The organism is Streptomyces sp. NPDC058198, assembly GCF_042882605.1.
GTDB lineage: Bacteria > Actinomycetota > Actinomycetes > Streptomycetales > Streptomycetaceae > Streptomyces.
The window spans coordinates 24,967-49,566 of record NZ_JBHVVP010000006.1; the positions used below are offsets into that span (position 1 = coordinate 24,967).

28 protein-coding genes and 2 pseudogenes are annotated in these 24,600 nt (G+C 69.7%); 19 read left to right on the forward strand and 11 right to left on the reverse strand.

Going from position 1 to position 24,600, the window contains the following annotated elements:
- The first annotated feature begins 103 nt into the window (after nt 1–103).
- Nucleotides 104–1,006, forward strand: a complete 903-nt coding sequence (locus ACFVWW_RS21225; protein WP_384333901.1) for an esterase/lipase family protein — start codon at nt 104–106, stop codon at nt 1,004–1,006.
- Between the two features lie 100 nt (nt 1,007–1,106).
- On the opposite strand, the gene ACFVWW_RS21230 is transcribed toward ACFVWW_RS21225, so the two are convergent.
- The 3 genes from ACFVWW_RS21230 to ACFVWW_RS21240 form a co-directional block, all read right to left on the reverse strand.
- Entirely contained in the window at nt 1,107–2,141 is a 1,035-nt protein-coding gene (locus ACFVWW_RS21230; protein WP_386879098.1) for a lytic polysaccharide monooxygenase, read from the reverse strand.
- 195 nt (nt 2,142–2,336) lie between these two features.
- Nucleotides 2,337–3,653 (reverse strand): ice-binding family protein, encoded by a 1,317-nt coding sequence (locus ACFVWW_RS21235; protein ID WP_386879097.1) that lies wholly within the window; start codon nt 3,651–3,653, stop codon nt 2,337–2,339.
- 225 nt (nt 3,654–3,878) lie between these two features.
- Nucleotides 3,879–4,532, reverse strand: a complete 654-nt coding sequence (locus ACFVWW_RS21240) for a response regulator (protein WP_384183053.1) — start codon at nt 4,530–4,532, stop codon at nt 3,879–3,881.
- Between the two features lie 155 nt (nt 4,533–4,687).
- Here ACFVWW_RS21240 and ACFVWW_RS21245 point away from each other — a divergent pair, with 155 nt between their 5' ends.
- From ACFVWW_RS21245 to ACFVWW_RS21260, 4 genes and pseudogenes are all read left to right on the forward strand, one after another.
- Complete coding sequence (locus ACFVWW_RS21245; protein WP_384182804.1) at nt 4,688–5,671, forward strand: Bug family tripartite tricarboxylate transporter substrate binding protein; 984 nt, start codon at nt 4,688–4,690, stop codon at nt 5,669–5,671.
- Nucleotides 5,668–6,222: a tripartite tricarboxylate transporter TctB family protein gene (locus ACFVWW_RS21250; RefSeq protein WP_384182807.1), complete on the forward strand. Its 555-nt coding sequence runs from the start codon at nt 5,668–5,670 to the stop codon at nt 6,220–6,222. Before ACFVWW_RS21245 ends, ACFVWW_RS21250 begins: the two co-directional genes overlap by 4 nt.
- A gap of 3 nt (nt 6,223–6,225) precedes the next feature.
- On the forward strand, nt 6,226–7,731 hold the full coding sequence (locus ACFVWW_RS21255; RefSeq protein WP_384182809.1) for a tripartite tricarboxylate transporter permease: 1,506 nt from the start codon (nt 6,226–6,228) through the stop codon (nt 7,729–7,731).
- 179 nt (nt 7,732–7,910) lie between these two features.
- Nucleotides 7,911–8,990 (forward strand): annotated as a pseudogene (locus tag ACFVWW_RS21260) (methyltransferase domain-containing protein); the annotation flags it as partial.
- A 35-nt stretch (nt 8,991–9,025) separates the two neighbouring features.
- Here ACFVWW_RS21260 and ACFVWW_RS21265 read toward each other — a convergent pair.
- Nucleotides 9,026–9,946: a GNAT family N-acetyltransferase gene (locus ACFVWW_RS21265; RefSeq protein ID WP_386879096.1), complete on the reverse strand. Its 921-nt coding sequence runs from the start codon at nt 9,944–9,946 to the stop codon at nt 9,026–9,028.
- Nucleotides 9,947–10,054: 108 nt separating this feature from the next.
- Between ACFVWW_RS21265 and ACFVWW_RS21270 the strand changes: the two genes are divergently transcribed.
- Nucleotides 10,055–10,429 (forward strand): GntR family transcriptional regulator, encoded by a 375-nt coding sequence (locus ACFVWW_RS21270; RefSeq protein WP_384182814.1) that lies wholly within the window; start codon nt 10,055–10,057, stop codon nt 10,427–10,429.
- A gap of 37 nt (nt 10,430–10,466) precedes the next feature.
- On the opposite strand, the gene ACFVWW_RS21275 is transcribed toward ACFVWW_RS21270, so the two are convergent.
- A complete protein-coding gene (locus ACFVWW_RS21275) occupies nt 10,467–11,576 on the reverse strand; it encodes a DUF5925 domain-containing protein (protein WP_384182817.1) in 1,110 nt (369 codons plus the stop codon).
- Nucleotides 11,577–11,926: 350 nt separating this feature from the next.
- Between ACFVWW_RS21275 and ACFVWW_RS21280 the strand changes: the two genes are divergently transcribed.
- The 8 genes from ACFVWW_RS21280 to ACFVWW_RS21315 all read left to right on the forward strand — a co-directional run bounded on the left by ACFVWW_RS21280 (nt 11,927) and on the right by ACFVWW_RS21315 (nt 16,049).
- On the forward strand, nt 11,927–12,313 hold the full coding sequence (locus ACFVWW_RS21280) for a hypothetical protein (RefSeq protein WP_386879095.1): 387 nt from the start codon (nt 11,927–11,929) through the stop codon (nt 12,311–12,313).
- A 61-nt stretch (nt 12,314–12,374) separates the two neighbouring features.
- Nucleotides 12,375–12,809: a site-specific integrase gene (locus tag ACFVWW_RS21285; protein WP_384333913.1), complete on the forward strand. Its 435-nt coding sequence runs from the start codon at nt 12,375–12,377 to the stop codon at nt 12,807–12,809.
- An 84-nt stretch (nt 12,810–12,893) separates the two neighbouring features.
- A complete protein-coding gene (locus ACFVWW_RS21290) occupies nt 12,894–13,481 on the forward strand; it encodes a tyrosine-type recombinase/integrase (RefSeq protein ID WP_386879094.1) in 588 nt (195 codons plus the stop codon).
- Nucleotides 13,478–14,665, forward strand: coding sequence for a hypothetical protein (locus ACFVWW_RS21295; protein ID WP_386879093.1), 1,188 nt, complete (start codon nt 13,478–13,480; stop codon nt 14,663–14,665). The genes ACFVWW_RS21290 and ACFVWW_RS21295 overlap by 4 nt, the downstream gene beginning before the upstream one ends.
- Nucleotides 14,662–14,952: a hypothetical protein gene (locus tag ACFVWW_RS21300; protein ID WP_386879092.1), complete on the forward strand. Its 291-nt coding sequence runs from the start codon at nt 14,662–14,664 to the stop codon at nt 14,950–14,952. The genes ACFVWW_RS21295 and ACFVWW_RS21300 overlap by 4 nt, the downstream gene beginning before the upstream one ends.
- Nucleotides 14,924–15,202 carry a tyrosine-type recombinase/integrase gene (locus ACFVWW_RS21305; RefSeq protein WP_386879091.1) on the forward strand — a complete coding sequence of 93 codons (279 nt, stop codon included), beginning with the start codon at nt 14,924–14,926 and terminating at the stop codon, nt 15,200–15,202. The genes ACFVWW_RS21300 and ACFVWW_RS21305 overlap by 29 nt, the downstream gene beginning before the upstream one ends.
- Nucleotides 15,203–15,226: 24 nt before the next feature.
- Nucleotides 15,227–15,667 carry a hypothetical protein gene (locus ACFVWW_RS21310; RefSeq protein ID WP_386879090.1) on the forward strand — a complete coding sequence of 147 codons (441 nt, stop codon included), beginning with the start codon at nt 15,227–15,229 and terminating at the stop codon, nt 15,665–15,667.
- Nucleotides 15,657–16,049 (forward strand): DUF6262 family protein, encoded by a 393-nt coding sequence (locus tag ACFVWW_RS21315; protein WP_386879089.1) that lies wholly within the window; start codon nt 15,657–15,659, stop codon nt 16,047–16,049. The genes ACFVWW_RS21310 and ACFVWW_RS21315 overlap by 11 nt, the downstream gene beginning before the upstream one ends.
- Before the next feature lie 111 nt (nt 16,050–16,160).
- Here ACFVWW_RS21315 and ACFVWW_RS21320 read toward each other — a convergent pair whose 3' ends face one another.
- The 3 genes from ACFVWW_RS21320 to ACFVWW_RS21330 form a co-directional block, all read right to left on the reverse strand.
- Nucleotides 16,161–16,670 (reverse strand): GNAT family N-acetyltransferase, encoded by a 510-nt coding sequence (locus ACFVWW_RS21320; RefSeq protein WP_386879088.1) that lies wholly within the window; start codon nt 16,668–16,670, stop codon nt 16,161–16,163.
- A gap of 364 nt (nt 16,671–17,034) precedes the next feature.
- On the reverse strand, nt 17,035–17,532 hold the full coding sequence (locus ACFVWW_RS21325) for a recombinase family protein (protein WP_386879087.1): 498 nt from the start codon (nt 17,530–17,532) through the stop codon (nt 17,035–17,037).
- A gap of 4 nt (nt 17,533–17,536) precedes the next feature.
- Nucleotides 17,537–18,145 carry a TetR/AcrR family transcriptional regulator gene (locus tag ACFVWW_RS21330; protein ID WP_386879086.1) on the reverse strand — a complete coding sequence of 203 codons (609 nt, stop codon included), beginning with the start codon at nt 18,143–18,145 and terminating at the stop codon, nt 17,537–17,539.
- An 87-nt stretch (nt 18,146–18,232) separates the two neighbouring features.
- Here ACFVWW_RS21330 and ACFVWW_RS21335 point away from each other — a divergent pair, with 87 nt between their 5' ends.
- Entirely contained in the window at nt 18,233–18,658 is a 426-nt protein-coding gene (locus tag ACFVWW_RS21335; RefSeq protein ID WP_386879085.1) for a nuclear transport factor 2 family protein, read from the forward strand.
- Nucleotides 18,655–19,494, forward strand: coding sequence for an NmrA family NAD(P)-binding protein (locus tag ACFVWW_RS21340; RefSeq protein ID WP_386879084.1), 840 nt, complete (start codon nt 18,655–18,657; stop codon nt 19,492–19,494). Before ACFVWW_RS21335 ends, ACFVWW_RS21340 begins: the two co-directional genes overlap by 4 nt.
- A 462-nt stretch (nt 19,495–19,956) precedes the next feature.
- Here ACFVWW_RS21340 and ACFVWW_RS21345 read toward each other — a convergent pair.
- Nucleotides 19,957–20,034 (reverse strand): annotated as a pseudogene (locus ACFVWW_RS21345) (hypothetical protein); the annotation flags it as partial.
- 390 nt (nt 20,035–20,424) lie between these two features.
- On the opposite strand from ACFVWW_RS21345, the gene ACFVWW_RS21350 reads away from it, so the two are divergent.
- Together ACFVWW_RS21350 and ACFVWW_RS21355 are read left to right on the forward strand one after the other, a co-directional pair.
- Complete coding sequence (locus tag ACFVWW_RS21350; RefSeq protein WP_386879083.1) at nt 20,425–21,234, forward strand: SGNH/GDSL hydrolase family protein; 810 nt, start codon at nt 20,425–20,427, stop codon at nt 21,232–21,234.
- Between the two features lie 244 nt (nt 21,235–21,478).
- Nucleotides 21,479–21,742: a hypothetical protein gene (locus tag ACFVWW_RS21355; protein WP_384182848.1), complete on the forward strand. Its 264-nt coding sequence runs from the start codon at nt 21,479–21,481 to the stop codon at nt 21,740–21,742.
- A 254-nt stretch (nt 21,743–21,996) separates the two neighbouring features.
- Here ACFVWW_RS21355 and ACFVWW_RS21360 read toward each other — a convergent pair whose 3' ends face one another.
- Both ACFVWW_RS21360 and ACFVWW_RS21365 read right to left on the reverse strand, forming a co-directional pair.
- Nucleotides 21,997–22,779: an ABC transporter permease gene (locus ACFVWW_RS21360; RefSeq protein ID WP_386879082.1), complete on the reverse strand. Its 783-nt coding sequence runs from the start codon at nt 22,777–22,779 to the stop codon at nt 21,997–21,999.
- Nucleotides 22,776–23,801, reverse strand: coding sequence for an ATP-binding cassette domain-containing protein (locus ACFVWW_RS21365; RefSeq protein WP_384333931.1), 1,026 nt, complete (start codon nt 23,799–23,801; stop codon nt 22,776–22,778). The genes ACFVWW_RS21360 and ACFVWW_RS21365 overlap by 4 nt, the downstream gene beginning before the upstream one ends.
- 64 nt (nt 23,802–23,865) lie before the next feature.
- Here ACFVWW_RS21365 and ACFVWW_RS21370 point away from each other — a divergent pair, with 64 nt between their 5' ends.
- Nucleotides 23,866–24,588, forward strand: a complete 723-nt coding sequence (locus ACFVWW_RS21370; protein ID WP_384182856.1) for a TetR/AcrR family transcriptional regulator — start codon at nt 23,866–23,868, stop codon at nt 24,586–24,588.
- Nucleotides 24,589–24,600 lie beyond the last annotated feature (12 nt).

Here is a 24,600-nt window from a genome sequence, read left to right on the forward strand (position 1 = left end):
CGCTTACTCGTGCGTAACTTGTCATGAGCACAGCCATCTTGGTGGTCCGGGCCACAGGGCTGACAGCCTCGCCATTTCCCTTGAGCCGCAAGGAGATCGCCCGATGCTGCCCTGGAAACGCGCGCTCGGACCACTGACCGCGCTGCTGTTGGCCGCCACGGTCACCGTCACCCCCGCCGTTGCCGCCACCACCTCCGCCCCAGCCACCACCTCCGCCCCCGCCGCCGCGCACAGCGCGGCCGCGCCGAGCAGCGGCTGGAACAACTACTCCTGCAAGCCCTCCGCCGCCCACCCCCGTCCCGTCGTCCTCGTCCACGGCACCCTCGGGAACGCCGTCGACAACTGGCTCTCCCTCGCCCCGTACCTGGTGAGCCGCGGATACTGCGTCTTCTCCCTCGACTACGGGCAGCTCCCCGGGGTGCCGTTCTTCTACGGCCTCGGCCCCATCGACGCCTCGGCCGGACAGCTCGCCGCCTATGTGGACCGGGTGCTCGCTGCCACCGGCGCCGCGAAGGCCGATCTCGTCGGCCACTCCCAGGGCGGCATGATGCCGCGCTACTACCTGAAGTTCCTGGGCGGGGCGGCGAAGGTGAACGCCCTGGTCGGCCTGGCCCCGAGCAACCACGGTACGACCCTGCTCGGGCTGACCGAACTGCTGCCGTACTTCCCCGGAGCGGAGGACCTGCTGAACGAGAAGACCCCCGCGCTCACCGACCAGGTGGCCGGATCCGCCTTCCTCACCAAGCTCAACGCGGGCGGCGACACGGTGCCCGGGGTCCGCTACACCGTCATCGCCACGCGCTACGACGAGGTGGTCACCCCGTACCGCACGCAGTTCCTGACCGGTCCCGACGTACGCAATGTGCTGCTCCAGGACCTGTGCCCGGTCGACATCTCCGAGCATGTGGCGATCGGGACGATCGACAGGATCGCCTTCCACGAGGTGGCCAACGCCCTCGATCCGGCCCGCGCCACCCCGACCACCTGCGCCTCGGTGTTCAGCTGACGGACGCGGCGCCGCAGGGCCCCGCACAGTACGGCGACAGCCGCCCGCTCCGGTGGAGGGACCGGAGCGGGCGGCTGTCCGTGGGCGTACGGCCGGTGCGTCAGCGGCTGTGACGTCCGGACGGTACGGCCCTGCGCCGGGCCGTGCCGAACAGCACCGCGGCGCCGAACGCCAGCGTGGCCGAGCCACCGATCGCGAGGTACGAGGTGGCGGCGCTGCCACCGGTCTCGGCGAGGTTCTCCTGACCGCCGGCGGGCTGCTGTTCCCGCTCCTCGGCGGGGCCGGCGGCGCCCTTCGCCTCGGGCGCGTTGGCGTAGGCGGAGTCCTCCGGCCGGTCGGCCGAGGCGGTATCCGAGGCGGCCTCCGTCACCTCGGCGCCGGTACCGGCATCGTTGTCACCGTGGCCGTCGTGCTCGACGGAGGACTTGTCCGCACCGTCGGCGAGCTCCTCGTCGGTGGGCGCGGAGGCGGCCGGCGCGGCGCCGCCCGCGCTGCCGTTGTCCCGGCCGAAGACCACGTCGGAGCAGGTGTAGAAGGCCTCGGGGCTGTCCGAGCGCTGCCAGACGGAGTAGATCAGATGACGGCCCGACCTGTTCGGGACGATGCCGGTGAAGACATAGTCGCCGTTCACCAGCTTCGGGTCCGTGACCGTGAGGAAGGGCTTCTCCTCCAGGTCCGACCAGGCCAGCGGCTTGCCCGGGTCGTAGCCGTCCTTGGTGATGTACAGCTCGAAGGAACCCCGGTGCGGCGCGGTGCCCTTGTAGCGGAAGGTGCGATTGCCCGCGGTCATCTCGGACGACGGCCAGTCGCCGCGCGCCAGATCGAGCCCCTTGTACTTGTCGTTGCCCGCGCTGCACAGCTTTCCGTCCGGGATCAACTGCTGGTGCTTCCCCGCGGCGTTGGCGATATTGAGACCGTTCCAGTCGTAGAGCGCCTGCGTACCGCCGGCCGCGACCGCCGCCTTGCACGCCGCCGACCGCGGGTTCTCGGGCCCCTCGGCGAAGCAGGCGGCCACCCGGCTCACCGGATCCGTCATCGACCCATGAGCGACGGCCGGCGCGGCGGCGAGGCCGGCCAGCGCGAGCGGAGCGAAGCCGAGGACGACGATCCCGGTGGCCGTACGACGAGCGGTCATGAACTGGTTCTCCTTCGGGGCGGCACGGGTGAAGCCGCCGGAGCGGCGGGAAACCTCCCCGTTCCCACGCCGCCCCGGCGATCAGCAAGCTAGCCGCTCCACACCCCGAAATCGCCTGCGAGCAGGGGGTGATGGCGATCCTTATGGTCCTGTTAAGCCGACGCTAAGAGGCCGCTGAGGATGCGCCCGCCCGGATCAGTTCGACCGGGTGATGGTGTTGGTGTCCAGCGTCACGGCGCCGTTGCGGGCCAGCGCCTGGCCGTCGATCGTCACCCCCGTGGTCACCGTGATCGAGGTCAGGGCCAGGATGGTGCCCACGAAGGCGGTGCCGGTGCCGAGCGTGGCGGAACTCCCGACCTGCCAGGAGACATTGCGCGCCGCGGCGCCGTTGACGAGGAGCACGCTGCTGGCGGACGCCGTCGTCAGCGTCGAGCCGATCTGGAACACCCAGGCGGCGTTGGCATCGCCCGCGGCGTCCAGGGTGAGCGTGCCGGTGAGCGCGAGGGACGAGGCGGCGTTGTAGACGCCCGGAGCCAGTGTCAGACCACCGAGGTCGCCGGAAATGGTGGAATCCGGGGGCAGTGCGGCGGCGCGGTTGTACGTCACGGTCAGGTCGGCCTGGGCCTGCAGAGCGGTGGCATCCGCGGCGTGCGTGGCCCCGTTCACCACGCCGGGCGGAAATCCGGTGATGGTCGCCCCCGGGCTCACGCCGAGGTCTCCGGTGACCACGGAAGGACCGGTATTGGTGACCGTCGTGCCGGCCAGCACGGCGAAGCTCGTCAGATAGGTATAGGCGTTCAGGGCGGTGGTGGTGCCACCGAGGGTGGTGACGGACACATCGACGGGTCCTACCGTTCCGGCGGGTACCACGGCGTCGATCTCGGTGTCCGAGGCGATCCGGTAGGAGGTGACGGGTACGCCGTCGAAGGTCACGCTGGTGGTGTAGAGAAAGGCGGTGCCGGTGATGACGACAAGATTGCCGCCGGCCACCGGTCCGGAATCGAAGGTGACGGCGGTGATGGCAGGCGCGTCGAGGTAGGCGTAGGTCAGTCCGCCGCCGACACCGCCCCGGGCTACGACGATCACGGCCACCGACCCCGCCACGGCCGCCGAGGGGACGGTCACGAGGAGTTCGCCGTCGGAGACGACGACGAACGCGGCGCTCTGGGCGCCGAAGCGGACCTCGCTCGTGGTGTAGAGGCCGACGCCGGTAATGAGGACGGTGTTACCACCCGCCACCGGGCCCGCGGGGGGTGTGATGACGCGGATGGACGGCGGCGGCAGGTAGTAGAAGGTGCCGATGACGCCGGTACCTCCGGGGGTGGTGACGGCGACCGGCACGGCGCCGTTGCCGGCGGGGGTGGTGGCGTCGGTGGTGGTGTCGGTGACGACCGCGAAGCCGGCGGCCCGACGGGGGCCGAAGCGCACGTCGGTGGTGCCGGTGAAGTGGTGGCCGGAGAGGACCACCTCGTCGCCGCCCCCGGTGGAACCCTGGTTCGGTGCAAGCGACATGAGGGTGCTCCCTACTCGACTGGTCGCGCCCGGCACTCGACTGGTCGCGCCCGGCGCGCGGCGACGGTGGCGCGGCTGTCGGTTCGACTCCACCCAGTAACCCATCCGCGAAAAGCCCCGACAATGGACCCGACGCGGTGTCACCCGAACGGCCCAGCGCGCGCGGCGCTTTGTCGGCAGGGAGCGCACCACCGCCACGCCCCCCCGCGAGTCCCCGAGCGCTTCTCAGCCGATCCAGCGGTAGCGGCGTTCGGGGCGGCCCGTGCCGCCGTAGCGGAGGGTCACCTCCGCGCGGCCCGTGTCCGCGAAGTACTCCAGGTACCGGCGCGCGCTCACCCGGGAGAGGGCCCCCGCGTCCGCGCACTCCGTGGCCGAGAGCCCGTCGGAGTGCTTGCGCAGGGTGCGTTCGACCAGGTCGGCCGTGTGGGCCGCCAAGCCCTTGGGGAGTTCGCGGCTGCCGGGCGGACGGGTGCCGAAGATCTGGTCCACGTCCTCCTGGCGGGCCTCGCCCAGACCGGCCAGGCGGGTGCGCAGGGAGGCGACATGGCGCAGCTGCTCCTGGAGCGCCGCCTGGCTGAAGGGCTTGATCAGATAGTGCAGCGCGCCCGCCCGCAGCGCCGCGCGGATGACTCCCGCGTCCCGCGCCGCCGTGATGAACAGCGCGTCGACGCTGATACGGCTCCGGTCCCGCTCCTCCGCCGCGCGCAGCTCGCGCAGCACGGCGATCCCGTCCATGTCGGGCAGATAGATGTCGAGCAGCACGAGGTCGGGCCACAGCCGCTCGGCCGCGCGCAGCGCCTCGGCGCCGTTGTGCGCCACCCCGACGACCGTAAATCCGTCCATAGCGGACACATAGCGGCTGTGCAGCTTCGCGACCATGAAGTCGTCGTCCACCACCAGCACTTTCGTCACGCCGACACGCTAAGCCGCGACCGTAACGACCACAACGTCCGTTGATTGCGGAAGAGAGACAGCTTCTTAACACGCAGGCAACATGTGGGCCACTTCACATAGCTTTTCGAAAGGCGGCACACGTGCGATTGCGCACCCCCCTGGCCCTGCTCGGGTCAGCGCTGCTGGTGCTGGTGGGGCCACCGCTGCTCACCTCGGGCAGCGGCGCCGACACCGGTACGCAGATCCCCGGCCTGCGTTTCATGGTCCCGAACACTCCCGGCGGCGGCTACGACATCACCGCGCGCACGTTGGCCAAGAACGCCGAGGACGCCGAGCTCACGCACAACATCGAGGTGTTCAACCTGCCCGGTGCCGGTGGCACCGTCGGCCTCACCAGGCTCGTGGGTGAGCACGGCAACGGCAAGCTCGCCATGTCCATGGGTCTCGGTGTCGTCGGAGCCGTACACACCAACAAAACGCCCAAAACCCTCGCCGACACGACACCGATCGCCCGGATCACCGAAGAGTCGGACATTGTCGTCGTCGGGAAGGACTCCCCGTTCCGGACGATGGACGACCTGGTCAAGGCCTGGCAGGCCAACCCCGCCAAGGTGCCCGTCGGCGGTGGCTCCTCGCCCGGCGGACCCGACCATCTGGCCGCCATGCTGACGGCGAAGGCCGCCGATGTCGTGCCGAAGTCGGTCAACTACATCCCCTTCGACGGCGGCGGTGAACTCCTCGCCTCGATCCTCGGCAACAAGGTCTCCTTCGGCGTCTCCGGTCTCGGCGAATATCTCGACCAGATCGAATCGGGCGAGCTGCGGGTCCTCGCGGTCACCGGCCCCGAGCGGGTGGCCGGCCTGGACGCGCCCACCCTGCGCGAGTCGGGACTCGACACCGACTTCACCAACTGGCGCGGCATCGTGGCACCGCCCGGCATATCCGACGCTCAGCGCGCCAAACTGCTCGCCTTCTTCGAGAAGCTGCACGACTCGCCCGAGTGGCGGGCGTCCCTCAAGAAGAACGGCTGGGCCGACGCCTTCCTCACCGGCGACAAGTTCGGCGACTTCCTCGCCGATGAAGACCAGCGCGTGGACTCCGTCCTGAAGGAGCTGGGACTGTGACGACGCAGACCAATACCCCCGACACCCCCGGTGTCCCCGAAACACCACCCCCCGCGCCCCGGTCGTGGCTCCGCGAGCACTCCGAGATCGGCGTCAGCCTGCTGCTGTTCGCCATCGGTGTCCTCGTCCTCACCGACGCCCTCACCATGAACGTCGAGATCGCCCAGCGCGGTCCCGTCGGCCCCAAGACCGTCCCGATCGTCGTCGGGATCGGCCTGCTGGTCGTCGCCGTCCTCCTCACCCTCGACGTCCTGCGCGGCGGCCGCGGCGAGGCGGAAGGCGGCGAGGACATCGACCTGAGCGAGCCCAGCGACTGGCGCACCGTGCTGCTGCTCGCCGGCGTCTTCCTCGCCAACGCCGTCCTCATCGGCCCGCTCGGCTTCCCGATCTCCGGCGCCCTGCTCTTCTGGGGCTCGGCGTACGCGCTCGGCAGCCGTCACTACGACCGTGACCCGCTGATCGCCGCGGGCCTCGCGCTCGTCACCTACTTCGTCTTCAACAACCTGCTCGGTGTCCCCCTCCCCGGTGGCCCGCTGATGGGGGTGCTGTAACCGATGGACTCCCTCAACTCCCTCCTCGACGGCTTCGGCACGGCGCTCACGCCGGTCAATCTGCTCTGGGCCGCGATCGGTGTGCTGCTGGGCACGGCGATCGGGGTACTCCCCGGCATCGGCCCCGCCATGGCGGTCGCCCTGCTGCTCCCGGTGACGTACGGACTCGAACCGACCGGTGCGTTCATCATGTTCGCCGGTATCTACTACGGCGCGATGTTCGGCGGCTCCACCACCTCCATCCTGCTCAACACGCCGGGTGAGAGCGCGGCCGTCGTGGCCGCGATAGAAGGCAACCCGATGGCGAAAGCCGGACGGGGAGCCCAGGCGCTGGCGGCGGCCGCGGGCGGTCACTTCGCCGGCGGCATGATCGGCACGATCCTGCTGGTGGTCCTTGCCCCGACCGTCGCCTCACTGGCGGTGGACATCGGTGCCCCCGACTACTTCGCGATCATGGTGCTGGCGTTCATCGCCGTCACCTCGGTGCTCGGCTCGTCCCGTATCCGCGGTCTTGCCTCGCTGCTCATCGGTCTCACCCTCGGCCTCGTCGGCCTGGACCAGATGACCGGCCAGCAGCGGCTGACCTTCGGCACGCTCCAGCTCGCCGACGGTATCGATGTGGTGATCGTCGCGGTCGGTCTCTTCGCGATCGGCGAGGCCCTGTGGGTCGCCGCCCATCTGCGGCGCTCCACGGGCGAGGCGATTCCCGTCGGCCGCCCCTGGCTCGGCAAGGCGGACGTCCGGCGCACCTGGAAGCCCTGGCTGCGCGGACCGGTCATCGGCTTCCCGTTCGGCGCGATCCCGGCCGGCGGCGCGGAGATACCCACCTTCCTCTCGTACGTCACCGAGAAGCGGCTCTCCAAGCACAAGGACGAGTTCGGCAAGGGCGCCATCGAGGGCGTGGCGGGACCGGAGTCGGCGGCCTCGGCCTCGGCGGCCGGGACGCTGGTCTCGATGCTGACCCTCGGACTGCCCACGACGGCCGTCGCCGCCGTGATGCTGGCCGCCTTCCAGCAGTACGGCATCCAGCCGGGACCGCTGCTCTTCGAACGCGAACCCGACCTGGTCTGGGGCCTGATCGCCTCGCTCTTCGTCGGCATGGTCCTGCTGCTCGCGCTCAACCTGCCGCTCGCGCCGGTCTGGGCGAAGCTGCTGCGCATCCCGCGCCCGTATCTCTACGCGGGAATCCTCTTCTTCGCGGCCGTCGGCGCGTACGCGGTCGGCGGGGAGGCGCTGGACCTGATCATCCTGCTGATCATCGGTCTGATCGGTTTCGGTATGCGGCGCTACGGACTGCCGGTGCTGCCGGCCGTGATCGGCGTCATCCTCGGCCCGGCCGCGGAACAGCAACTGCGCCGTGCCCTGCAGATCAGCGACGGAAGCGTGACCGGCCTGGTCAACACGCCGTTCTCGGTGGCGGTGTACATCGTGATCGTGCTGCTGCTGGCCTGGCCGGGAGTGAAGAAGCTGATCGCGGTACGCCGTCGCCGTGAGGTATCGGCGCCGTAACGTTCGTCCATCCCCCTGCATCCACCCCTGAGGACGTCCGGAGGGTGAAGGTCGCGTCGGTCGCGGCTTTCACCCCCCGGACGTTCTTGTTTCAGCGGGCGAATCGCCGGCAGGCAGCTGTCCCGGCGTGACCCGGTGAACCGGGCCGGATTGTCAGTGGTGCCTGGCACCATCGGGACATGACCACGATCGACTGGGATGCGACCGCCGACTCCTTCGACCTGGAGCCCGATCACGGGCTGCTCGACCCCGCCGTCCGCGCGGCCTGGGCGGGCCGGCTGACGGACTGGCTGCCCGGGGAGCCGTCCAGAGTGCTCGACCTCGGCTGCGGTACGGGCAGCCTGTCCCTGCTCGCCGCGGAACAGGGCCATCAGGTGACGGCCGTCGACCTCTCACCGCGCATGGCCGCGCTGGCCGGGACCAAGCTGGCGGGGACCGGCGCCGAGGTCCTGGTCGGTGAGGCGGGCCGGCCGCCGGTGGGGGAGCGGACCTTCGATGTCGTCCTGGCCCGGCATGTGCTGTGGCTGCTGCCGGATCCCGAAGAGACGCTGCGCCACTGGTCGTCGCTGCTGCGGCCGGGCGGCCGGCTGGTGCTCGTCGAGGGCGTCTGGTCCGGCTCGGGTCTGCCCGCGTCCCGCCTCATCACGGCCCTGGCCCCGCTCACCGAGCGGGTCCACCACGAGCGCCTCTCCGCGGACCCGGCCCTGTGGGGCCGCGCTGTCGACGACGAGCGGTACGCACTGATCGCCCGGACGGCCGAGCCCCGGCGCCATACCGAGGTGGTCGATGTCCATCTGATCCTGCGCAGGGGCGAGGAGGTGCTGCTCGCCCGCCGCGCGGGGACGGGATACGGCGACGGCCTGCTGAACGGGCCCTCCGGGCATGTGGAGTCGGGTGAGGATGTCCGTACGGCCATGATCCGCGAGGCGTTCGAGGAGATCGGCGTCCGGCTGACCCCCGACGATCTGCGCGTCGCACTGGTCATGCAGCACCGCGGCCCGGCGGGACAGCCCCGGATCGGCTGGTTCTTCGAGGCGGAGTACGGCGCGGGAGGCGAGCCGTACAACCGCGAGCCGCACAAGTGCTCGGGGCTCTCCTGGCACCCCCTCTCCGCCCTCCCGGACGACATGGTCGCCTACTGCCGGGCGGCCATCGACGCCTACCGCGCCGGCGAACGCTTCGTCATCCACTGGCACAAGAACGACGACCCGATCGCCCACACCCCCAACGGCCCAGACCGCGCGACCCCCCTACCCGCCACCACGAGGGGCGGAACCCCGGCCTGAAGGCGGCGCTAGGGCAGGGTGCGGACGTGGCGGACCTCTGTTGCGCAGATCTTGTAGCCGAACCATCGGTTGATCGCCAGCATCGGGCCGTTGTCCGCGTCGTTGCTGGTGAAGGCTTCCGTGTAGCCGGCCGTGCGGGCGCGGCGCAGGGAGTCGGTCTTGGCGAGCTTCGCCAGGCCCCGGCCGCGGAACGCGCGCAGGGTGCCGGTCATGCCGGACGCGTAGCGGGTGCGTCGGTCCGTCTGGGCCGCCGTGAACGTGGCGACTTGGCCGTCGACCACCACCACGGTGGTGAGCTCGCGGTCCAGGCCGGGATCGCGCCAGGTGTGGTTCAGCCAGTCCTCGTAGTCGTCGAAGGACATGCTGATGTCGCCCGGTTCGTCGGACGTGGCCTCCGCGTCCGCCTCGAACAGCGGCCGCGGATCGTCGGCGTAGTCGGCCGCCGTGCGCAGTTCGACCCCCGCGGGCAGCGGCGGCAGGTCCGGCAGGGTGCCGTGCGCCAGGTCCAGCCGCTGGAAGTGCGCCGGGCGCGTCGGCCGGTAGCCACGGTGCTCGGCGAAGGCCAGGCTCACTGGTTCGTCCATCACCCAGGAATAGACGCTGGTCGCGCCCTCGGCCGCGAGATGCTCCTCGGCGGCACGGAGGATCAACGCCCCTGTACCCCGGCCCCGGCGTTCCGGGTGGACATGGGGGGTGACGGACGACTGGCCGGGGTCACTGCTGTCGTACACGATGCCGACGTGCGCCGTACCGACTATCTCCCCGTCCTCCTCGGCGACCAGCAGCCGGTACTTCTTGGCCGGATGAGCGGTCGCCACCTCGAACAGGATCGCCTCCTCGGTGATCACGTGGAACGGAAGGCAGGCACGCCGCAGACCGACCACGGCCCCGGCGTCCTCGGTGCGGAAATCACGGACAATCACAGTCATGGGGCGGCACGCTACGTGTCCGTTCCTCCGGAGCGCCTCCCATTTACCGGTCGCGCTCACCGGTCGCGCGCCGCCCTGACCCGGCAGGCCGTGAGGGAGAATCAGTCCGTGACCTTGAAGATCGTGATCGACCCGGCCGCCGCGACCGCTCCGTACGAGCAGCTCCGTACCCAGATCTCCGCGAAGGCCCGCTCAGGCGCGCTGCCCGTGGGGTACAAACTCCCGACCGTACGAGGGCTCGCCGAGGACCTGGGGCTGGCCGCCAACACCGTCGCGAAGGCCTACCGCGCGCTGGAGACCGACGGGGTGATCGAGACCCGTGGCAGGAACGGCACCTTCATCGCGGCCGCCGGCGATGCCGCCGAGCGCGAAGCCGCGGCCGCCGCGCGGGCGTACGCGGAGCGCGCGCAGCGCCTGGGACTGAACAGGGCCGCCGCGCTCGCGGCCGCCGAGGACGCGGTGCGGGCCGTCTACACGAAGTGACAGCACCCCCACGGGCCCCGGGGGACCGGGCCGGGGTTCAGAGATAGAGGCCGGCGTCCGCCACCGACTGCTGGGCCGGGACCGCCGCAGGACCGCTGCCCCGGCGCAGCGCGTACAGCTCCGCCAGCGTCGCGCCCTCACGGCCGACCGTCGCCTCCCAGTCGCCGTCCTCCCTCTTCAGCCAGGACAGCGCCTCCGAACGGGTTAGCGATCCGACCTCGATCCTGGCCAGACAGCGGCCGGGACGCACCACCGCCGGGTGCAGTCGTTCCAGATCCTCATTGGTCGTCACCCCCACCAGTACGTTCCTGCCCTGGCCGAGCAGACCGTCGGTGAGGTTGAGCAGCCGGGACAGTGCCTGTCCCGCCGTGTGCTTGGCCTCGCCGCGGATCAGTTCGTCGCAGTCCTCCAGCAGGAGCAGCCGCCACCGGCCCTTGGCCGAGCCGTCGTCCTCGCCGATCGCGATGTCCATCAGATAGCCGACGTCGTTGAAGAGCCGCTCCGGGTCGAGGACGCAGTCGACCTGGCACCAGTCGCGCCAGGAGCGGGCCAGCGTGCGCAGCGCGGACGTCTTGCCGGTGCCCGGCGGGCCGTGCAGCAGCAGCAGCCGGCCCGCGATGTCGTCCGGGGTCACCTTCATCAGCCGGTCCATCGCGTCGGCCACCGGCGCGGTGTAGTTGGGCCTGACCTCGTCCCAGGTGCCGGCGGCGATCTGCCGGGTGGTGCGGTGCGGGCCGCGCCGTGGCGAGACGTACCAGAAGCCCATGGTCACGTTCTCGGGCTGCGGCTCCGGTTCGTCCTGCGCGCCGTCCGTCGCCTGCTGATGGATCTTCTCGGCGAGCTCGGAGCTGACAGCGGTCACCGTGACATCGGCGCCGCGGTTCCAGCGGGACACCAGCAGCGTCCAGCCGCTGCCCTCGGCGAGGGTCGCGCTGCGGTCGTCGTCGCGGGCGGAGCGCAGCACCGAGGCTCCGGGCGGCAGCAGCGTCACGCCCGATTTGACCCGGTCGATCGTAGAACTGTGGGAGTACGGCTGCTCGCCCGTCGCGAAGCGGCCGAGGAACAGCGCGTCGACCACATCTGACGGCGAGTCGCTGTCGTCGACGTTGAGCCGGATCGGCAGTGCGTCCTGAGGCTTGGCAGACATGCCGCCCATGATCCGGCACAGGGACGGCCGATGCACGGTGTTTTGCCCTGTGGCGGCGTGCTGTCCAACGGTCCCGGCCGCCGGGGCGGGCGGCCGGGACCGTCGTGGGGCGGCTGATTCCGCCCGGTCAGATACGGCCGGCGCCCTCCGTCCGGCCGGCCACGCGGGCGGCCCGCCGGGCGCGGCGGACCGGGGCGTACCCCTCCGCCGACTGGAGTGGCCGTCCGGATGGGCGAAGGAGACGGACGCGTCGCCCAACTCCACGGCGAGGATCTCCCGGCAGCGCGGGGTCTCGAACCCGAGCCGCTCCCCCGGCACCCCCTACCGCGCCCCGCCCCGGGAGCCCGGGTGTGAGTAGTTGCGATACAGAAAGTGCCGCTGAGATTGATCTTGGTGGAGTTGGCCTACTCCACCTGCGCTTCGAGCTGACGGGGCACGGCGCCGGCGCGCAGCTCACGCAGGTCCGGGATGTGGTTGTAGAGGGTGCCCGGCGAGACGCCCAGCAGCTTGGCGATCGAGGTGATCGAGCGGCCGGGGTCCGGCAGCAGATCGCGAGCGGCGCGGATGACTTCCTCGGTGGCGACGCTCGGGCGCCCGCCGGCCCGGCCGCGCTCGCGGGCGGCGGCCAGGCCCTCGTCGGTGCCGATGACGATGAGTTCGCGGATGAAATCGGCGATTATCTCAAGCCTTCTGGCGCCTGTACTCGATGTTCAGCAAGGCTGTCGGAAGCTCTGTGATCTGCGATTGTGACGTGGTTATCTCCTGCTTCATCCATGACGTTGATGAAGGGGTGGAGCCGTGCTCGTACAGCGTGTCGCGTTGCCGACGGTGCGGGTGGACTCGTGGACGGTGCTGGGGGACGACGATGTCCCGGTGGAGCCGATCGAGCGCTACCTGGCCTATCTGACGGACGTCGACAGGTCGCCGAACACCGTCAGGGCGTATGCCTACGACCTCAAGGACTACTGGACGTTCCTGGCCCACCGGGGACTGGACTGGCGTGAGGTCCGCTTGGAGGATCTTGGCGAGTACGTTGTCTGGCTGCAGCTGCCGCCGTCGGGTCGCAAGGGGCGGATTGCGGTGCTGCCCTCGGTACAGCCGCACGTCAGCGCGTCCACGGTCAACCGCAAGCTGTCGGCGCTGTCCGCGTTCTATGCCCACCAGTTGCGGCACGGTGTCGATGTGGGTGATCTCCTGACGACCCTGCAGCCGCCCGGTCGCCGGGGAGGCTGAAAGCCGTTCCTGCACCACATCAGTCGCGGCCGGCCCCAGTCCCGGCGGACGATCTCGCTGAAAGTCCCGAAGAAACTGCCGCGGGTGCTTGAGGCGGCGGAGATGCAGGCCATCCTGGACGCCTGTGATCACCTGCGTGACCGCTTCCTGTTCGCTCTGCTCCACGAGACCGGCCTTCGCATCGGCGAGGCCCTCGGCCTGCGGCATGCCGACATCGCCGCAGCCGAGCGGGAAGTCACGGTCGTCCCACGGACCAACGCCAACCGAGCGAGGTCGAAGTCGCGGGAGCAGAGAACCATTCCGGTCAGCGCCGAACTGCTGCGACTGTGGAGCGACTACCTGCACGCCGAGTACGGAGATCTCGACAGCGAGTACGTCTTCGTCAACCTCTTTGCCGATCCCCGCGGCCAAGCCCTGTCCTACCCTGCCGTCTACGACCTGGTACTCCGGCTGCGGCGCCGCACCGGCATCGCCTTCGACCCGCACTGGTGCCGGCACACCGCGGCCACCCGGGCACTGCGTGACGGGGTTCCGATCGAGGTCGTCTCCAAGTTGCTCGGACATTCCTCGGTCACCACAACTTCAGCGATTTACGGGCATCTGACCGTTGAGGACGCTCGCCGCGTCCTGGAGAAGGCCGGCTGGTTCCGGGGCACGGAGGTGCAGTGGTGACCACCGCCCCAAGTCCGCACGAGGACCGTCCTCCCCGGCCCACGGGCCTGCTGGAGAAGCTCCTGTCCGCGATCCGCCCCGAGTTCCGGCAGGACGACCTGGCCTTCGCCCCCCGGCACCCGGTCTTCGGCGGCCCGGCCTGCGCTGTTGAAGGGTGCGATCGGCCGGCCCGCAGCAACCGCATGTGCTGGGGACACTCGGTGCGCTGGGCCCATGAGGGCAGGCCCGACCTTGAGTCGTTCCTCGTGACCACGCCCGCAGGCTGGGTCGGGCACCGACCGCTGACGGCTTGCGCGGTCGACGGCTGCCGCTACGGCCTCCACAGTCACGGCATGTGTCAACGCCACTGGCGGCAGTGGAAGCGGTGCGGGTGCCCGGCGATGGCTGCATGGCAGACCTCCACCGCGCCGCTGCCGGTTCCGGCTCCGCTGCCCGAGGTCTGCCGGATCGGCTACTGCGACTTGTGGGTGAGGGGAACCTCGGTGTTCTGCACGGGCCACGGCGGCCGCTGGAAGGCGCGCGGATGCCCTGACATCGAGGACTTCACCGCCTCCTACGAGGAGATCGGTCCCGGCGGGGCCGAGCACATCGACTTGCGGCGGCTGCCCGTGCAACTGCGGCTGGAGATGCAGTACGCGCTGCAGTGCCGCCATGACGAAGCCACCAAGAAGATCAGGCCCGCATGGGCACAACGCCTGGTCAACGCCCTCGCCGATGCTCAGGTCAGGTCTCTTCTCGACGAGTCGGAAGAGTTCTGGAAGACCTTCCGTGGCCCGACCGGAAACTGGGCGACCGGCTGGGGCACCTTCCTCCTGGGTGCCCGTCGGCGCGTCGAGGAACTTGTCTACGGCCGTGGCTGGGATACGGAATACCACCGCTCTGTCCGGCGACTGCGCAATCTCGGCATCGTCCACCCGCACACGTCGACCGTCACCTTCGAGAGGGTCACCCAGCCCTGGCTGCGGGATCTGGCCAAGCGCTGGGCGCGCTGGCGGCTGTCCGGCGGCATCAACGCCAGCACCGTACGCGCGGGAGTCCGCATGGTGGCCCGCTTCTCCGCCTTCCTCCCGGCCGAGATGACCGGGCCCGCTCAGGTCGACCGCGCCTTGCTGGAACGCTACTTGGCCGATCTGCAGGCCGCGACTCCGGCCGCAGCGCACACAACGCGCACATCAGTAACTTGAACACGTTCCTGCGCACGATCCGGGTGCACCGCTGGGACGAGACGCTGCCGGGTAACGCGACGTTCGTCCCCGAGGACTACCCCACGCCGCCGCCCCTGCTGTCCCGGTCGGTGGCCGAGCACGTCATGGCCCAGTTGGAAGACCCCGCCAACCTCGCACGCTGGCAGGACCCCGCACGACGGCTGATCACCGTCGTCCTCATACGCTGCGGGCTGCGCGTCACCGACGCCATCAACCTGCCGCTCGACCCCGTCGTCCGTGACGCCGAGGGGGCAGAAGCTTCGTGATCACCAGCGCCGAATCCTGGAGGAGCGGCCGGAGGGGGTGTCGGTCCTCTTCCCCCGCGCCGACGCGAACCTTCGCGGTGACAGGCCGATCAGCACCTCCGGCTACCGGATTTCGCTGACTGAATGGCTCCAACGCTGCGAGACCCGCGACGAGTTGGGCCGTCCGGTGCGCATCACCCCGCATCAGTTCCGGCACACCCTGGGCACCAGGCTGATCAACAAGGACGTCCCGCAGGAGGTCGTCCGTTAGATCCTTGACCACACCTCGGCCCAGATGACTGCCCATTACGCCCGGTTGTCGGACACGACTGTCCGCCGGCACTGGGAGAAGGCCCGCAAGGTCAACGCTCAAGGCGTGACCGTTGCCCTGGACCCAGCCGGTCCTCTCGCCGAGGCGGCCTGGGCCAAACAGAGGCTCTCCCGGGCCACGCAGGCCCTGCCCAATGGCTACTGCGGATTGCCGGCGGTGCAGTCCTGCCCGCACGCCAACTCGTGTCTGACCTGCCCGATGTTCATCACCACCACCGAGTTCCTGCCCCAGCACCGGGAACAGCGCCAGCAGACCCTGCAGATCATCTCGGCGGCCGAAGCCCGCGGACAGAAGCGGCTCGTGGAGATGAACCGACAGGTCGCCGACAACCTGGAGAAGATCATCACGACGCTCGAAGACGACGGCCGGTCAGACACCGGTGAGGCGGCCGCCGATGTCTCCTGAACCCAACTCCGCACCGCTCGTCGCCGTCGCCCGCAAGCGGCACGAACTGACACGCGCCAAGGCGATCCAGACCTTGCGAGAACTCGACCGCACCGGAGTCCCGGTGTCCTTCGAGGGCGTCGCCCGTCGCGCGGGTATCTCACGTTCCTGGCTCTATGGCCAGCCTGACATCCGAGCTGAGATCGAACGGCTCCGTGACGCGACTCGGCGTTCCCCCTCGCCGCAGATCCCTGCGGCTGAGCGCTCTTCCGATGCATCGCTGCACGCTCGCCTGGAGGCCGCCCTGGAACGGAACCGGCAACTCACCGAGGAGAACCAGCGTCTGCGTCGGCAACTCGCTCACGCGCTCGGCGACCAGCGAGCCTCAACTACGCGCTCGTGAGACGTTGCCCTTCATCTGGCGGGTTTGCAGTCGACCTGGCGCACTGTGCAGGGGAGCAGTCGAGAATCGCCGCGCCGGGGCTCGGTGGCGCCCCGGCACGGCGGGCTTTGCCTAGATGCCGAACGGTGCGGCGTAGTGGACGGTGCCGTTGGGCAGCGGGTGGTCGGCGTCGAGGGTGAGGGCCATCATGGCCTCGTCCGGGACGTCGATGCTGAGTCCGATGCCGTGCTTGGAAGCGCGAGTGAAGCCGAACCGCGGGTAGTACGTCGGGTGTCCGAGGACGGTGACGAAGTGCTCGCCCAGCTCCTTGGCAGCCTGCAACGAGGCGCGGATTGCCGCGGAGCCGGCGCCGGTCTTCTGGTACTCGGGCCAGACGGCGACGGGGCCCAGGCACAGGGCCGGGGTGTCGTCGATGTGGCAGCGGGTCAGCAGCGCGTGGCCGATGAGCATGCCGTCCTGGTCGGTGGCGACGATGGACAGTCCGTTGATCCACGAGGGGTCGGCGCGCAGGGCGTCGACGAGGTCGGCCTCCAACGGAGTGTCAAACGCGGCGAGGCTGATGTCGCGAATGGTGGGGATGTCGGCGCTGGTCTCAGCGCGCGTGATCCAGTTGATGCTCATGATGGATGGAGATCCGTTTCATGGTTGGTTCGTATCGGTGGTGCCTCGCGAGCTCACGCTCCCAGCGAGGCGAATCCAGATGAGGTCAGGCCACAGCCCGGGACGTGAGGGTGGTCCGGGCAGAGCACATGGCAGTGGCCTTGAGCGCGGTCATCAACCTCACCTCCCAGCTTCCTCGATCTGGATCACACACGAACGCCAGACACCGTATCACCCCGCTAAATACGACCCCTCACACACCAGCGCGTCAGGTCGACTTCAAACCCGCCAGATGAAGCGCAATGGCTCAGCTGGAGCCCCGAACCCAGCTCACCGCGTCGCGCTTCAGTAACGATCGGCCCGTGCTGAGCGGCGCTCGAAAGGGTCACGCGGCCAGGTCGAAGACACCGTCCTTGACCTGGCCACCCAGGTCACAGCCCTGCATGATCGGCGAGCTTGAGATAACGGCGAGCGCGGCGAAGACGTGGAAGACGAGCCGGCCGCCGGGGGTTGTGGTGTCCAGGTTCTCGTGCAGCGAGGTGAATCCGATCCCGCGCTCGCGCAGTTCGGCGACCATGTTGATGAGGTCCTGAAGGCTGCGGCCGTAGCGGTCCAGGCTCGGGACGACGAGGGTGTCGCCGGGGTCGAGGAAGGCGTGGCACGCCTTCAGTTCGGGACGGAGCGCGTTCTTGCCGGACTTCTTGTCCGCGAAGATCTTCCGGCACCTGGCGGCGGTGAGCGCGTCGAGCTGCCGCTCCAACTTCTGCCCGCTGGTCGAGACTCGCGCGTATCCGATCTTGATCTCGGTGCGGACGAGTGGTTCGGCGACGAGGAGGCCCGGCTCGGCCGGTTCGAGAGCTTCAGAAGACGAAGGCGAGCTCAAGCGGTCAGCCCTCGTTCGCCAGGCCTCGCACAGGGCCGGAGTCCAGGACTCTGGCAGTGAAGTTCGCCAATTGCGCCCGCATCCTTTCGCGCGGCACACGCTCATGCCCGGCCAGATGCTCGACAAGATCGGCTCGGGTGGCTGCGAGCAGGGCGTGAGCGGTGAAGTCGCTGTCGGTCAGGCCGGGGATCTGCTCCAGCATGGTGTCCAGCAGGCCGTGCCAACGCGCGTAATGCTCCGCCTGGTACGGGCTCCCGCTCCCGCTCTCCTCCAGGGCCAGCATGAGGGGGCGGTTGTCGAGCTTGAAGCACAGCAGGGCGTCGAGCAGCGCGGGTACGCGCTGCCGCGGCGGGGTCGCGGGGCCCAAGGGCGGCGGTCCGGCTTCAACGGCCTCCCTGACCGGTTCCAGCCGCGCTTCGCACAGCGCGCGCAGCAGGCCGGGGCGGTCGCCGAAGGCCCGGAAGAGTGTTCCTTTGCCGACGTCGGCCGCCGCCGCGACGGCGGCCATGGTGATGCCTTCCGGGCTCTCGCCGCGGGCGAAGAGAGCGTCGGCGGCCGCGAGGACGGCCTGCCGGTTACGGGCGGCATCCTTGCGGGGCTTGCGCTCGGGCATGGGGCGTCCTCCATTTGCAAAGCGGACCCCGGGTCCGTATCTTCAAAGCGGACCCCGGGTCCGTATTCTATGAGATGGAGGATACCCATGTCTGCACCGACTTCTCCGGTGGACCTCTTCCGCCACAGCCTGCGGCTGTTGCTGGACAAGGACATTCCCGCGTGGGTCGCCTTGTGGGCCGAGGACGGCTTCATGGAGTTCCCCTTCGCCCCTGACGGCTGGCCGAAGCGTCTGGAGAGCAGGGAGGCCATCGCCGCGTACATGCGCCATTACCCGGATCACATCGATCTGCATGACTTCCCCGAGTTGCGGATCCACCAGACCACCGATCCTGAGACCATCGTGGTCGAGATGCGTGGCGTCGGCCGCCTGGTGGAGTCCGACCGCCCCTTCGACACGACCTACATCGCCGTCGTAACGGTCCGGGACGGGCACATCACCTCCTACCGCGACTACTGGAACCCCCTCGCGGTCCTCGAACCCGGCACCGATTTCACCGGGAGCAGCCGATGACAACCACCGGCACCACCTTGGTCATCGGCGCCACCGGCACCACCGGCAGCCGTACCGCGGCGCAGCTGTCAGCCTCCGGCCACCGCGTCAAAGCCGCCAGCCGTCGCGCCGTCGACGTCCCCGGCGCGGAGCCGGTCGCATTCGACTGGTACGAACCCGCCACTCACGCCGCCGCCCTCGACGGAGCCGACCGCGTCTACCTGATACCGCCCGTAGGCGACGCCGACCCGGCGGCGGTCATGGTGCCGTTCCTCCGGCGGGCCCGCGCGGCCGGCGTGCACCGTGCGGTGCTGCTCAGCTCCTCGGCCATCCCCGCGGGCGGCCCCGCGGTGGGAGCGGTGCACCAGGTGCTGCCCGATCTGTTCGAACAGTGGGCGGTGCTGCGGCCCTCGTGGTTCATGCAGAACTTCACCGGCGCACACGCGCATGCCGTGAGCATCCGTGAAGAAGGCACCATCTGGACCGCGGCCGGGAGTGGCCGGGTCGGCTTCGTCGACGTTGAGGACATCGCGGCCGTCGCTGTCCATGCTCTGACCGACGCACATGCCCCCAACACCGATCTCGTCCTCACCGGGCCGGAGGCGCTCAGCTACGACGACATCGCCACCACCATCACCCAGGTCACCGGCCGACCCGTGGACCACCACCGCCTGTCCTACGAACAGATGCGCGACCGCCTCGCGGCGCAAGTGCCGCTCGAGTTCGCCTCGATGCTGGCCAGCATGGACCGTGCCATCGCCGAGGGGGCGGAGGACCGCATCACCGACACCGTCCAGCGCCTCGCGGGTCAACCCGCGCGCACATTCCACGCTCTCCTCGAACGAGAGATGGAATGAAGCAGCTCGGCATCGGCTTCGTTGCCTACTCGCCGCTCGATTGAGGCTTCGTCGCCGGCGCCGCCCGCGCAGCGCGGTCCGCCGCGGCTCCGGCGCCCTCCCGATCGTCTGCACCTTGCTCAGCTGCCCGTACCGGGCCGGCGTGGACAGCCGGTTCACCGGCACCCGTGACAGGTTCACCCGGCCCCATGCGAACGCCGAGATCTCCTCCACCCGTTCCATGGCCCGCACCATCGCGCTGCCCGTCGACTTCACAGGCGGCGTACGCAGCCGTTCCAGCTCCGAGACCCGCTTGCCCTCCGGCGCCACCAGCAGTTCGGCCGGCGCTGGCGCGAGCGCGGGATCGGCCCGGCGCGCGGCACGGGCCACTGCCTCGTACACGCGCCTCTCAGCCGCCGTGCGGGCTTCCGACACCTGGCGGGCCAACACCGAGACTCCGGACAGCGGCACCCGGTTCTTCCGCAGCCACGTCACCGCGTGGTTGAACAGCGCCACCGGTCCCTCGGCGTGCGTCCACGCCCGCCCGTAAAGGAAGCCGCGGAACTCCCGCTCCCACTTCCGGTCGGTGAAGTCCCGGTACTTGAACCGCTCCTGTACGTCAACTACTCACAGCCGGAGCCATCGCGACGTTCGAGCCCTCCCCTGAGCCGTTTTCATGACGGGCCGATACGGGTGGATGTACGACGTTGTTGATGATTGGGGCCGTATGGCAGGACCTGGTACGGGGGCTCGCCTTTTTACTTCTTTGGCCGTACTTCGACGGTCACTTCCGGAACTTCCCTGATCGGATCCACTCGATCTGTTACGAACCGACACGGTGCTGACGATCCGTCAGAAGTTCACACCGAACGTCCTTGGCATGAACACTTCCAGTGAACTGTGCTGCCTGGTAACAAAGTTGAGGCAGAAATCCTGCCAAGGAGAGGGTCCATGAAACTGTCCCGAATTACGGCATTCTCGTCCTCGCTGCTCCTCGGCGCCGTGCTCGCTCTTACCGGAGCGGCCTCGGCCCAGGCGGCGCCCTCGGCCGCCGCTGTCGACTATGTGGCTCTCGGTGACTCGTACTCCTCGGGAGTCGGATCCGGCAGCTACGACAGCGCCAGTGGCAACTGCTTGCGCACTCCCAAGGCGTACCCCGCCCTCTGGGCTGCGGCGAACTCGCCGTCGAGCTTTGCCTTCACCGCGTGCTCCGGCGCCCGTACGGGTGATGTGACCGCCAGTCAGCTGGGCCCGCTCACCTCGGCCACCGACCTTGTCAGCATCAGCATCGGGGGCAATGACGCGGGCTTCGCCGACGTCATGACCACCTGCGTCCTCCAGTCCGAGGCCACCTGTCTCAGCCGGGTCGCCACGGCGCGCGCCTTCGTCGACAGCACCCTGCCGGGGAACCTCGACTCGGTGTACACGGCGATCAGATCCAAGGCGCCGTCGGCCCGGGTCGTCGTCCTCGGCTACCCGCGCTTCTACAAGCTCAACGGCACCTGCATAGCGGGGCTCAGCGAGAACGAGCGCGCCGCGATCAACGGCGCCTCCGACTATCTCAACGCGGCGACCGCCAAGCGGGCGGCCGATCACGGCTTCACCTTCGCCAGTGTGGCCGGGAACTTCACCGGTCACGAGATCTGCTCGGGCTCGGCCTGGCTGCACAGCGTGAACCTGTTCAACCTCACCGAGTCGTACCACCCCACCTCCGGTGGGCAGGTGGGCGGCTATCTGCCGGCCTTCGCCTCGGCCGCGTAGCGGCCGGCGCCGGCCGCTCCAGGGTCGTCGGCGTCCGCGCGAGGCCGGCTCCGGGCCGCCGGGAACGGCGCCGGCCTCGTTGTGGCGATCTGTCCAACTCGCCCTGAAATCAGATGGATCGGGCAGTGGCTGTCAATCCCCGTACGGGTGTGGTTAATCGTCAGGACGGGATACACGGGTGTCGTGGGGGAGCGATAGGGTTAACCTGCCCGGGTCGGGTGCCCTCGTACGGGTGGGGAGTGACATGGAACAGATAACGATGCACAGCAGGGCACGAGTCCCTGCGATCACATGCGGGAGCAGCGCGACCAGTTCGCGCCTCGACCGCCATCTCTCGGTGCTCGGCGGTCCCGCCGTGCCCCAGCGTGAGACGGCCGAGGCGACGCTTCTGATGCGCGAGCTGACCTCACGTGACGCGTCGCGCACCCGCAGGAGCAGGAGTGCGCGGGTATCGCTCTTCGCGCCGCTGCGACGTCTGCGCCGCTCGCTGTTCGGCAGCCGCGGCTGACCCTCAACGCGTTCTGAAGCGCGCTCGGCCGATCACTCCGTCCGACGCAGTGCTGCTCTCCGCTCGTCCGTCATCCCCACGGCCTGCAGCAGTGCGTCGGCGCAGTCGCCGAGCGCGGGAACTCCTCGCCCCTCGACGCGACGGCCCAGCCGGCGGACCACTCCCCGCCGCCGGCTCCGGCCGGTCGCGTCGCGCTCGTTCAACCCCCGTGCCCTGTCTTTCCGTTCAGGCGTTCCGCAGGACCGCCGTTTTCGTCACTTCCCGCTGGTGGTGTACGTCCTCACCGCGAGCGGTACGAACAGTACGAGAAGTGCGAGCGACCAGAGCACAGAACCGGCCACCGGATGTGCCACCGGCCAGGCGTTATTCGCGGCCGGGGCGGCCTGACCGAAGAGCTCGCGGACCGCCGTGGCGAGCGCGCTGATCGGGTTCCACTCGGCGACCGTACGCAGCCAGCCCGGCATTCCGTCCGTCGGGATGTACGCGTTCGAGAGCAGCGGCAGGACGAACGTCACGCTGCCCAGCTGGCCCGCCGCCTCCTCGTTGCGGATGAGAAGCCCCAGATATGTGCCCACCCAGGCGCTCGCGAAGCGGAAGAGCAGCAGCAGTCCGAAAGCGGCGAGCGCGTCGAGCACCCCGCCGTCGAGTCGCCAGCCCACCGCGAGCCCCACCAGCAGCAGCGGCACCATCCCGATCGCCGTGGTCAGCAGATCCGCCAGGGTCTGGCCGAGCGGCACGGCGACCCTGCTCATCGGCATCGTCCGGAAACGGTCCATGACCCCGCGCTGAACGTCCTGGGATGCCTGGAACATCCCGGTCATGATGCCGCCCGTGGCCGTCGCGGCCAGCAGCCCGGGCACCAGGAAGGCACGGTACTCCTCGCCCGGCATCGCCAGCGCGCTGCCGAAGACATAGCCGAAGAACAGCAGCATGGTGATCGGCATGGTCTGGGTGAGGATCACCACGCCGGGGGCGTGCCTGATCCGCTGGAGATGACGTCCCAGGACGGCTCCGCTGTCGTACGCGATCATGCTCATGCGGTGTGCTCCTTGTCGTGTCGGCGGGGCGCGCCGGCGCCCATCCGGTCCGCCGCGCGGCCGGTGGTGCGGTCGGTCAGCCGGAGGAAGACCTCGTCGAGCGTCGGCGGCCGCAGGCTCGCGTCGACCACCGGCACGCCCGCCGCGTCCAGCTCCCGGACGATCCGGGGCAGGGTCAGCGCGGGGTCCGTCGCCACGGCTCCCGCGGTACGGCGCTCCCGGTCGAGCACCGGCTCGGCGCCGGTCAGCCGGTCCAGCACACCCGCCGCCGCGATGAGCGCCGTCTCCATGGCCGCCTCCGTCGGCTCCTCGGCGAGGACCACCTCGGCGTACGAGCCGATGCGCGCCTTGAGTTCGGCCGGGGTGCCGCGGTGGGCGGCCCGGCCCTGGTCGATCAGCACGATGTCGTCGGCCAGCTGGTCGGCTTCCTCCAGGTACTGCGTGGTGAGCAGGATCGTGGTGCCCCGGGCGGCGAGTTCGCGCGCGGCGTCCCAGATCTGATTGCGGCTGTGCGGGTCGAGGCCGCTGGTCGGCTCGTCCAGGAAGAGCACCCGGGGGCGGGTCAGCAGACTGGCGGCCAGATCGAGCCGCCGTCGCATACCGCCGGAGTAGGTCCGCGCCACCCGGTCGGCGGCGTCCGTCAGCTCGAAGCGCTCCAGGAGTTCATCGGCGCGTGCCCGGCCGGCCGCGCCCCTGAGGCGGAGCAGCCTGGCGAAGAGCCGGAGGTTCTCCCGGCCCGTCAGCTCGCTGTCGACGGAGGCGAACTGGCCGGTGACCCCGATCATCCGGCGCACCGCCGCCGGATCGCGGGTGACGTCGATCCCGGCGACCAGGGCGGTGCCCGCGTCCGGGGCGGTGAGCGTGGTCAGCACCCGTACGGCGGTGGTCTTGCCCGCCCCGTTCGGCCCGAGCACCCCGCAGACCGTGCCCTCGGCGACGGCCAGATCCAGCCCGCGCAGGGCACGTACATCGCCGAACCGCTTCTCCAGACCTTCACTAAGTACAGCGTACGTAGTTGTCATGCGGCCCACCGTAGCGCACTACGTACGTCGTACGTAACTACGATGGTGGGCGAGGTGATGATCGATGGCGGGGAGACCTGCTGAACCCGAAGTGATCTGGGCACGTCCCGAGCGGGCCGGCCGCGGTCCCAGGCCGGCGTACAGCCGCGCCGATATCGCGGCCGCCGCCGTACGTATCGCCGACGCGGGCGGCATCGACGCCGTCACCATGCGGCAGGTGGCCGGCGAGCTGGGCTGCGGCACGATGTCGCTGTACAACTACGTGCCGCGCAAGGAGGACCTGTACGAACTGATGGTCGACGCGGCCGGCGCGGAGTACGAGCTGCCCGAGAAACCGTCGGGCGACTGGCGGGCCGACATGCTCGGTCTGGCGCACCAGGCACGGGCGATCATGCACAGGCACCCCTGGATGCCCCGGCTGATGTCACCGGTCTACGGATTCAGCCCGAGCGCCATGCGCTATCTCGAATACAGCCTCAGCTGCCTGGACGGGCTCGATCTGCCCTACGGCCAGAAGATGGAGATGGTGGCGATGGTCAACGGCGTGGTCACCACCTATGTCGCCAATGAACTCTCCACCGCCGAGCGCACCCGGTCCCTGCCCTGGTCCGAGGAGCGGGAACAGGCCGTCCGCATCGCCTATCTGGGGCGTGAGATCAGCTCGGGCCGCTATCCGCGGCTGGCGGCGGCGTTCACGGAGGACGCGGGGCCGATCGATCTGGACGCCGTCTTCGACCGGGCGCTCGCCCGCGTGCTGGACTCGTTCACGCGACCGCCGGGGGCATGAACGGCCCGCACG

Excerpts from the sequence above, each read along its gene's own strand:
- ACFVWW_RS21335 (WP_386879085.1), top strand. The coding sequence starts at position 18,233 with ATGTCTGCACCGACTTCTCCGGTGGACCTCTTCCGCCACAGCCTGCGG.
- ACFVWW_RS21240 (WP_384183053.1), bottom strand. The coding sequence starts at position 4,532 with ATGGTCGCGAAGCTGCACAGCCGCTATGTGTCCGCTATGGACGGATTT.
- ACFVWW_RS21320 (WP_386879088.1), bottom strand. The coding sequence starts at position 16,670 with ATGAGCATCAACTGGATCACGCGCGCTGAGACCAGCGCCGACATCCCC.
- ACFVWW_RS21350 (WP_386879083.1), top strand. The coding sequence starts at position 20,425 with ATGAAACTGTCCCGAATTACGGCATTCTCGTCCTCGCTGCTCCTCGGC.
- ACFVWW_RS21370 (WP_384182856.1), top strand. The coding sequence starts at position 23,866 with ATGGCGGGGAGACCTGCTGAACCCGAAGTGATCTGGGCACGTCCCGAG.
- ACFVWW_RS21315 (WP_386879089.1), top strand. The coding sequence starts at position 15,657 with ATGTCTCCTGAACCCAACTCCGCACCGCTCGTCGCCGTCGCCCGCAAG.
- ACFVWW_RS21275 (WP_384182817.1), bottom strand. The coding sequence starts at position 11,576 with ATGTCTGCCAAGCCTCAGGACGCACTGCCGATCCGGCTCAACGTCGAC.
- ACFVWW_RS21330 (WP_386879086.1), bottom strand. The coding sequence starts at position 18,145 with ATGCCCGAGCGCAAGCCCCGCAAGGATGCCGCCCGTAACCGGCAGGCC.
- ACFVWW_RS21310 (WP_386879090.1), top strand. The coding sequence starts at position 15,227 with ATGACTGCCCATTACGCCCGGTTGTCGGACACGACTGTCCGCCGGCAC.
- ACFVWW_RS21265 (WP_386879096.1), bottom strand. The coding sequence starts at position 9,946 with ATGACTGTGATTGTCCGTGATTTCCGCACCGAGGACGCCGGGGCCGTG.
- ACFVWW_RS21225 (WP_384333901.1), top strand. The coding sequence starts at position 104 with ATGCTGCCCTGGAAACGCGCGCTCGGACCACTGACCGCGCTGCTGTTG.
- ACFVWW_RS21365 (WP_384333931.1), bottom strand. The coding sequence starts at position 23,801 with ATGACAACTACGTACGCTGTACTTAGTGAAGGTCTGGAGAAGCGGTTC.
- ACFVWW_RS21230 (WP_386879098.1), bottom strand. The coding sequence starts at position 2,141 with ATGACCGCTCGTCGTACGGCCACCGGGATCGTCGTCCTCGGCTTCGCT.
- ACFVWW_RS21355 (WP_384182848.1), top strand. The coding sequence starts at position 21,479 with ATGGAACAGATAACGATGCACAGCAGGGCACGAGTCCCTGCGATCACA.
- ACFVWW_RS21340 (WP_386879084.1), top strand. The coding sequence starts at position 18,655 with ATGACAACCACCGGCACCACCTTGGTCATCGGCGCCACCGGCACCACC.
- ACFVWW_RS21360 (WP_386879082.1), bottom strand. The coding sequence starts at position 22,779 with ATGAGCATGATCGCGTACGACAGCGGAGCCGTCCTGGGACGTCATCTC.
- ACFVWW_RS21235 (WP_386879097.1), bottom strand. The coding sequence starts at position 3,653 with ATGTCGCTTGCACCGAACCAGGGTTCCACCGGGGGCGGCGACGAGGTG.
- ACFVWW_RS21255 (WP_384182809.1), top strand. The coding sequence starts at position 6,226 with ATGGACTCCCTCAACTCCCTCCTCGACGGCTTCGGCACGGCGCTCACG.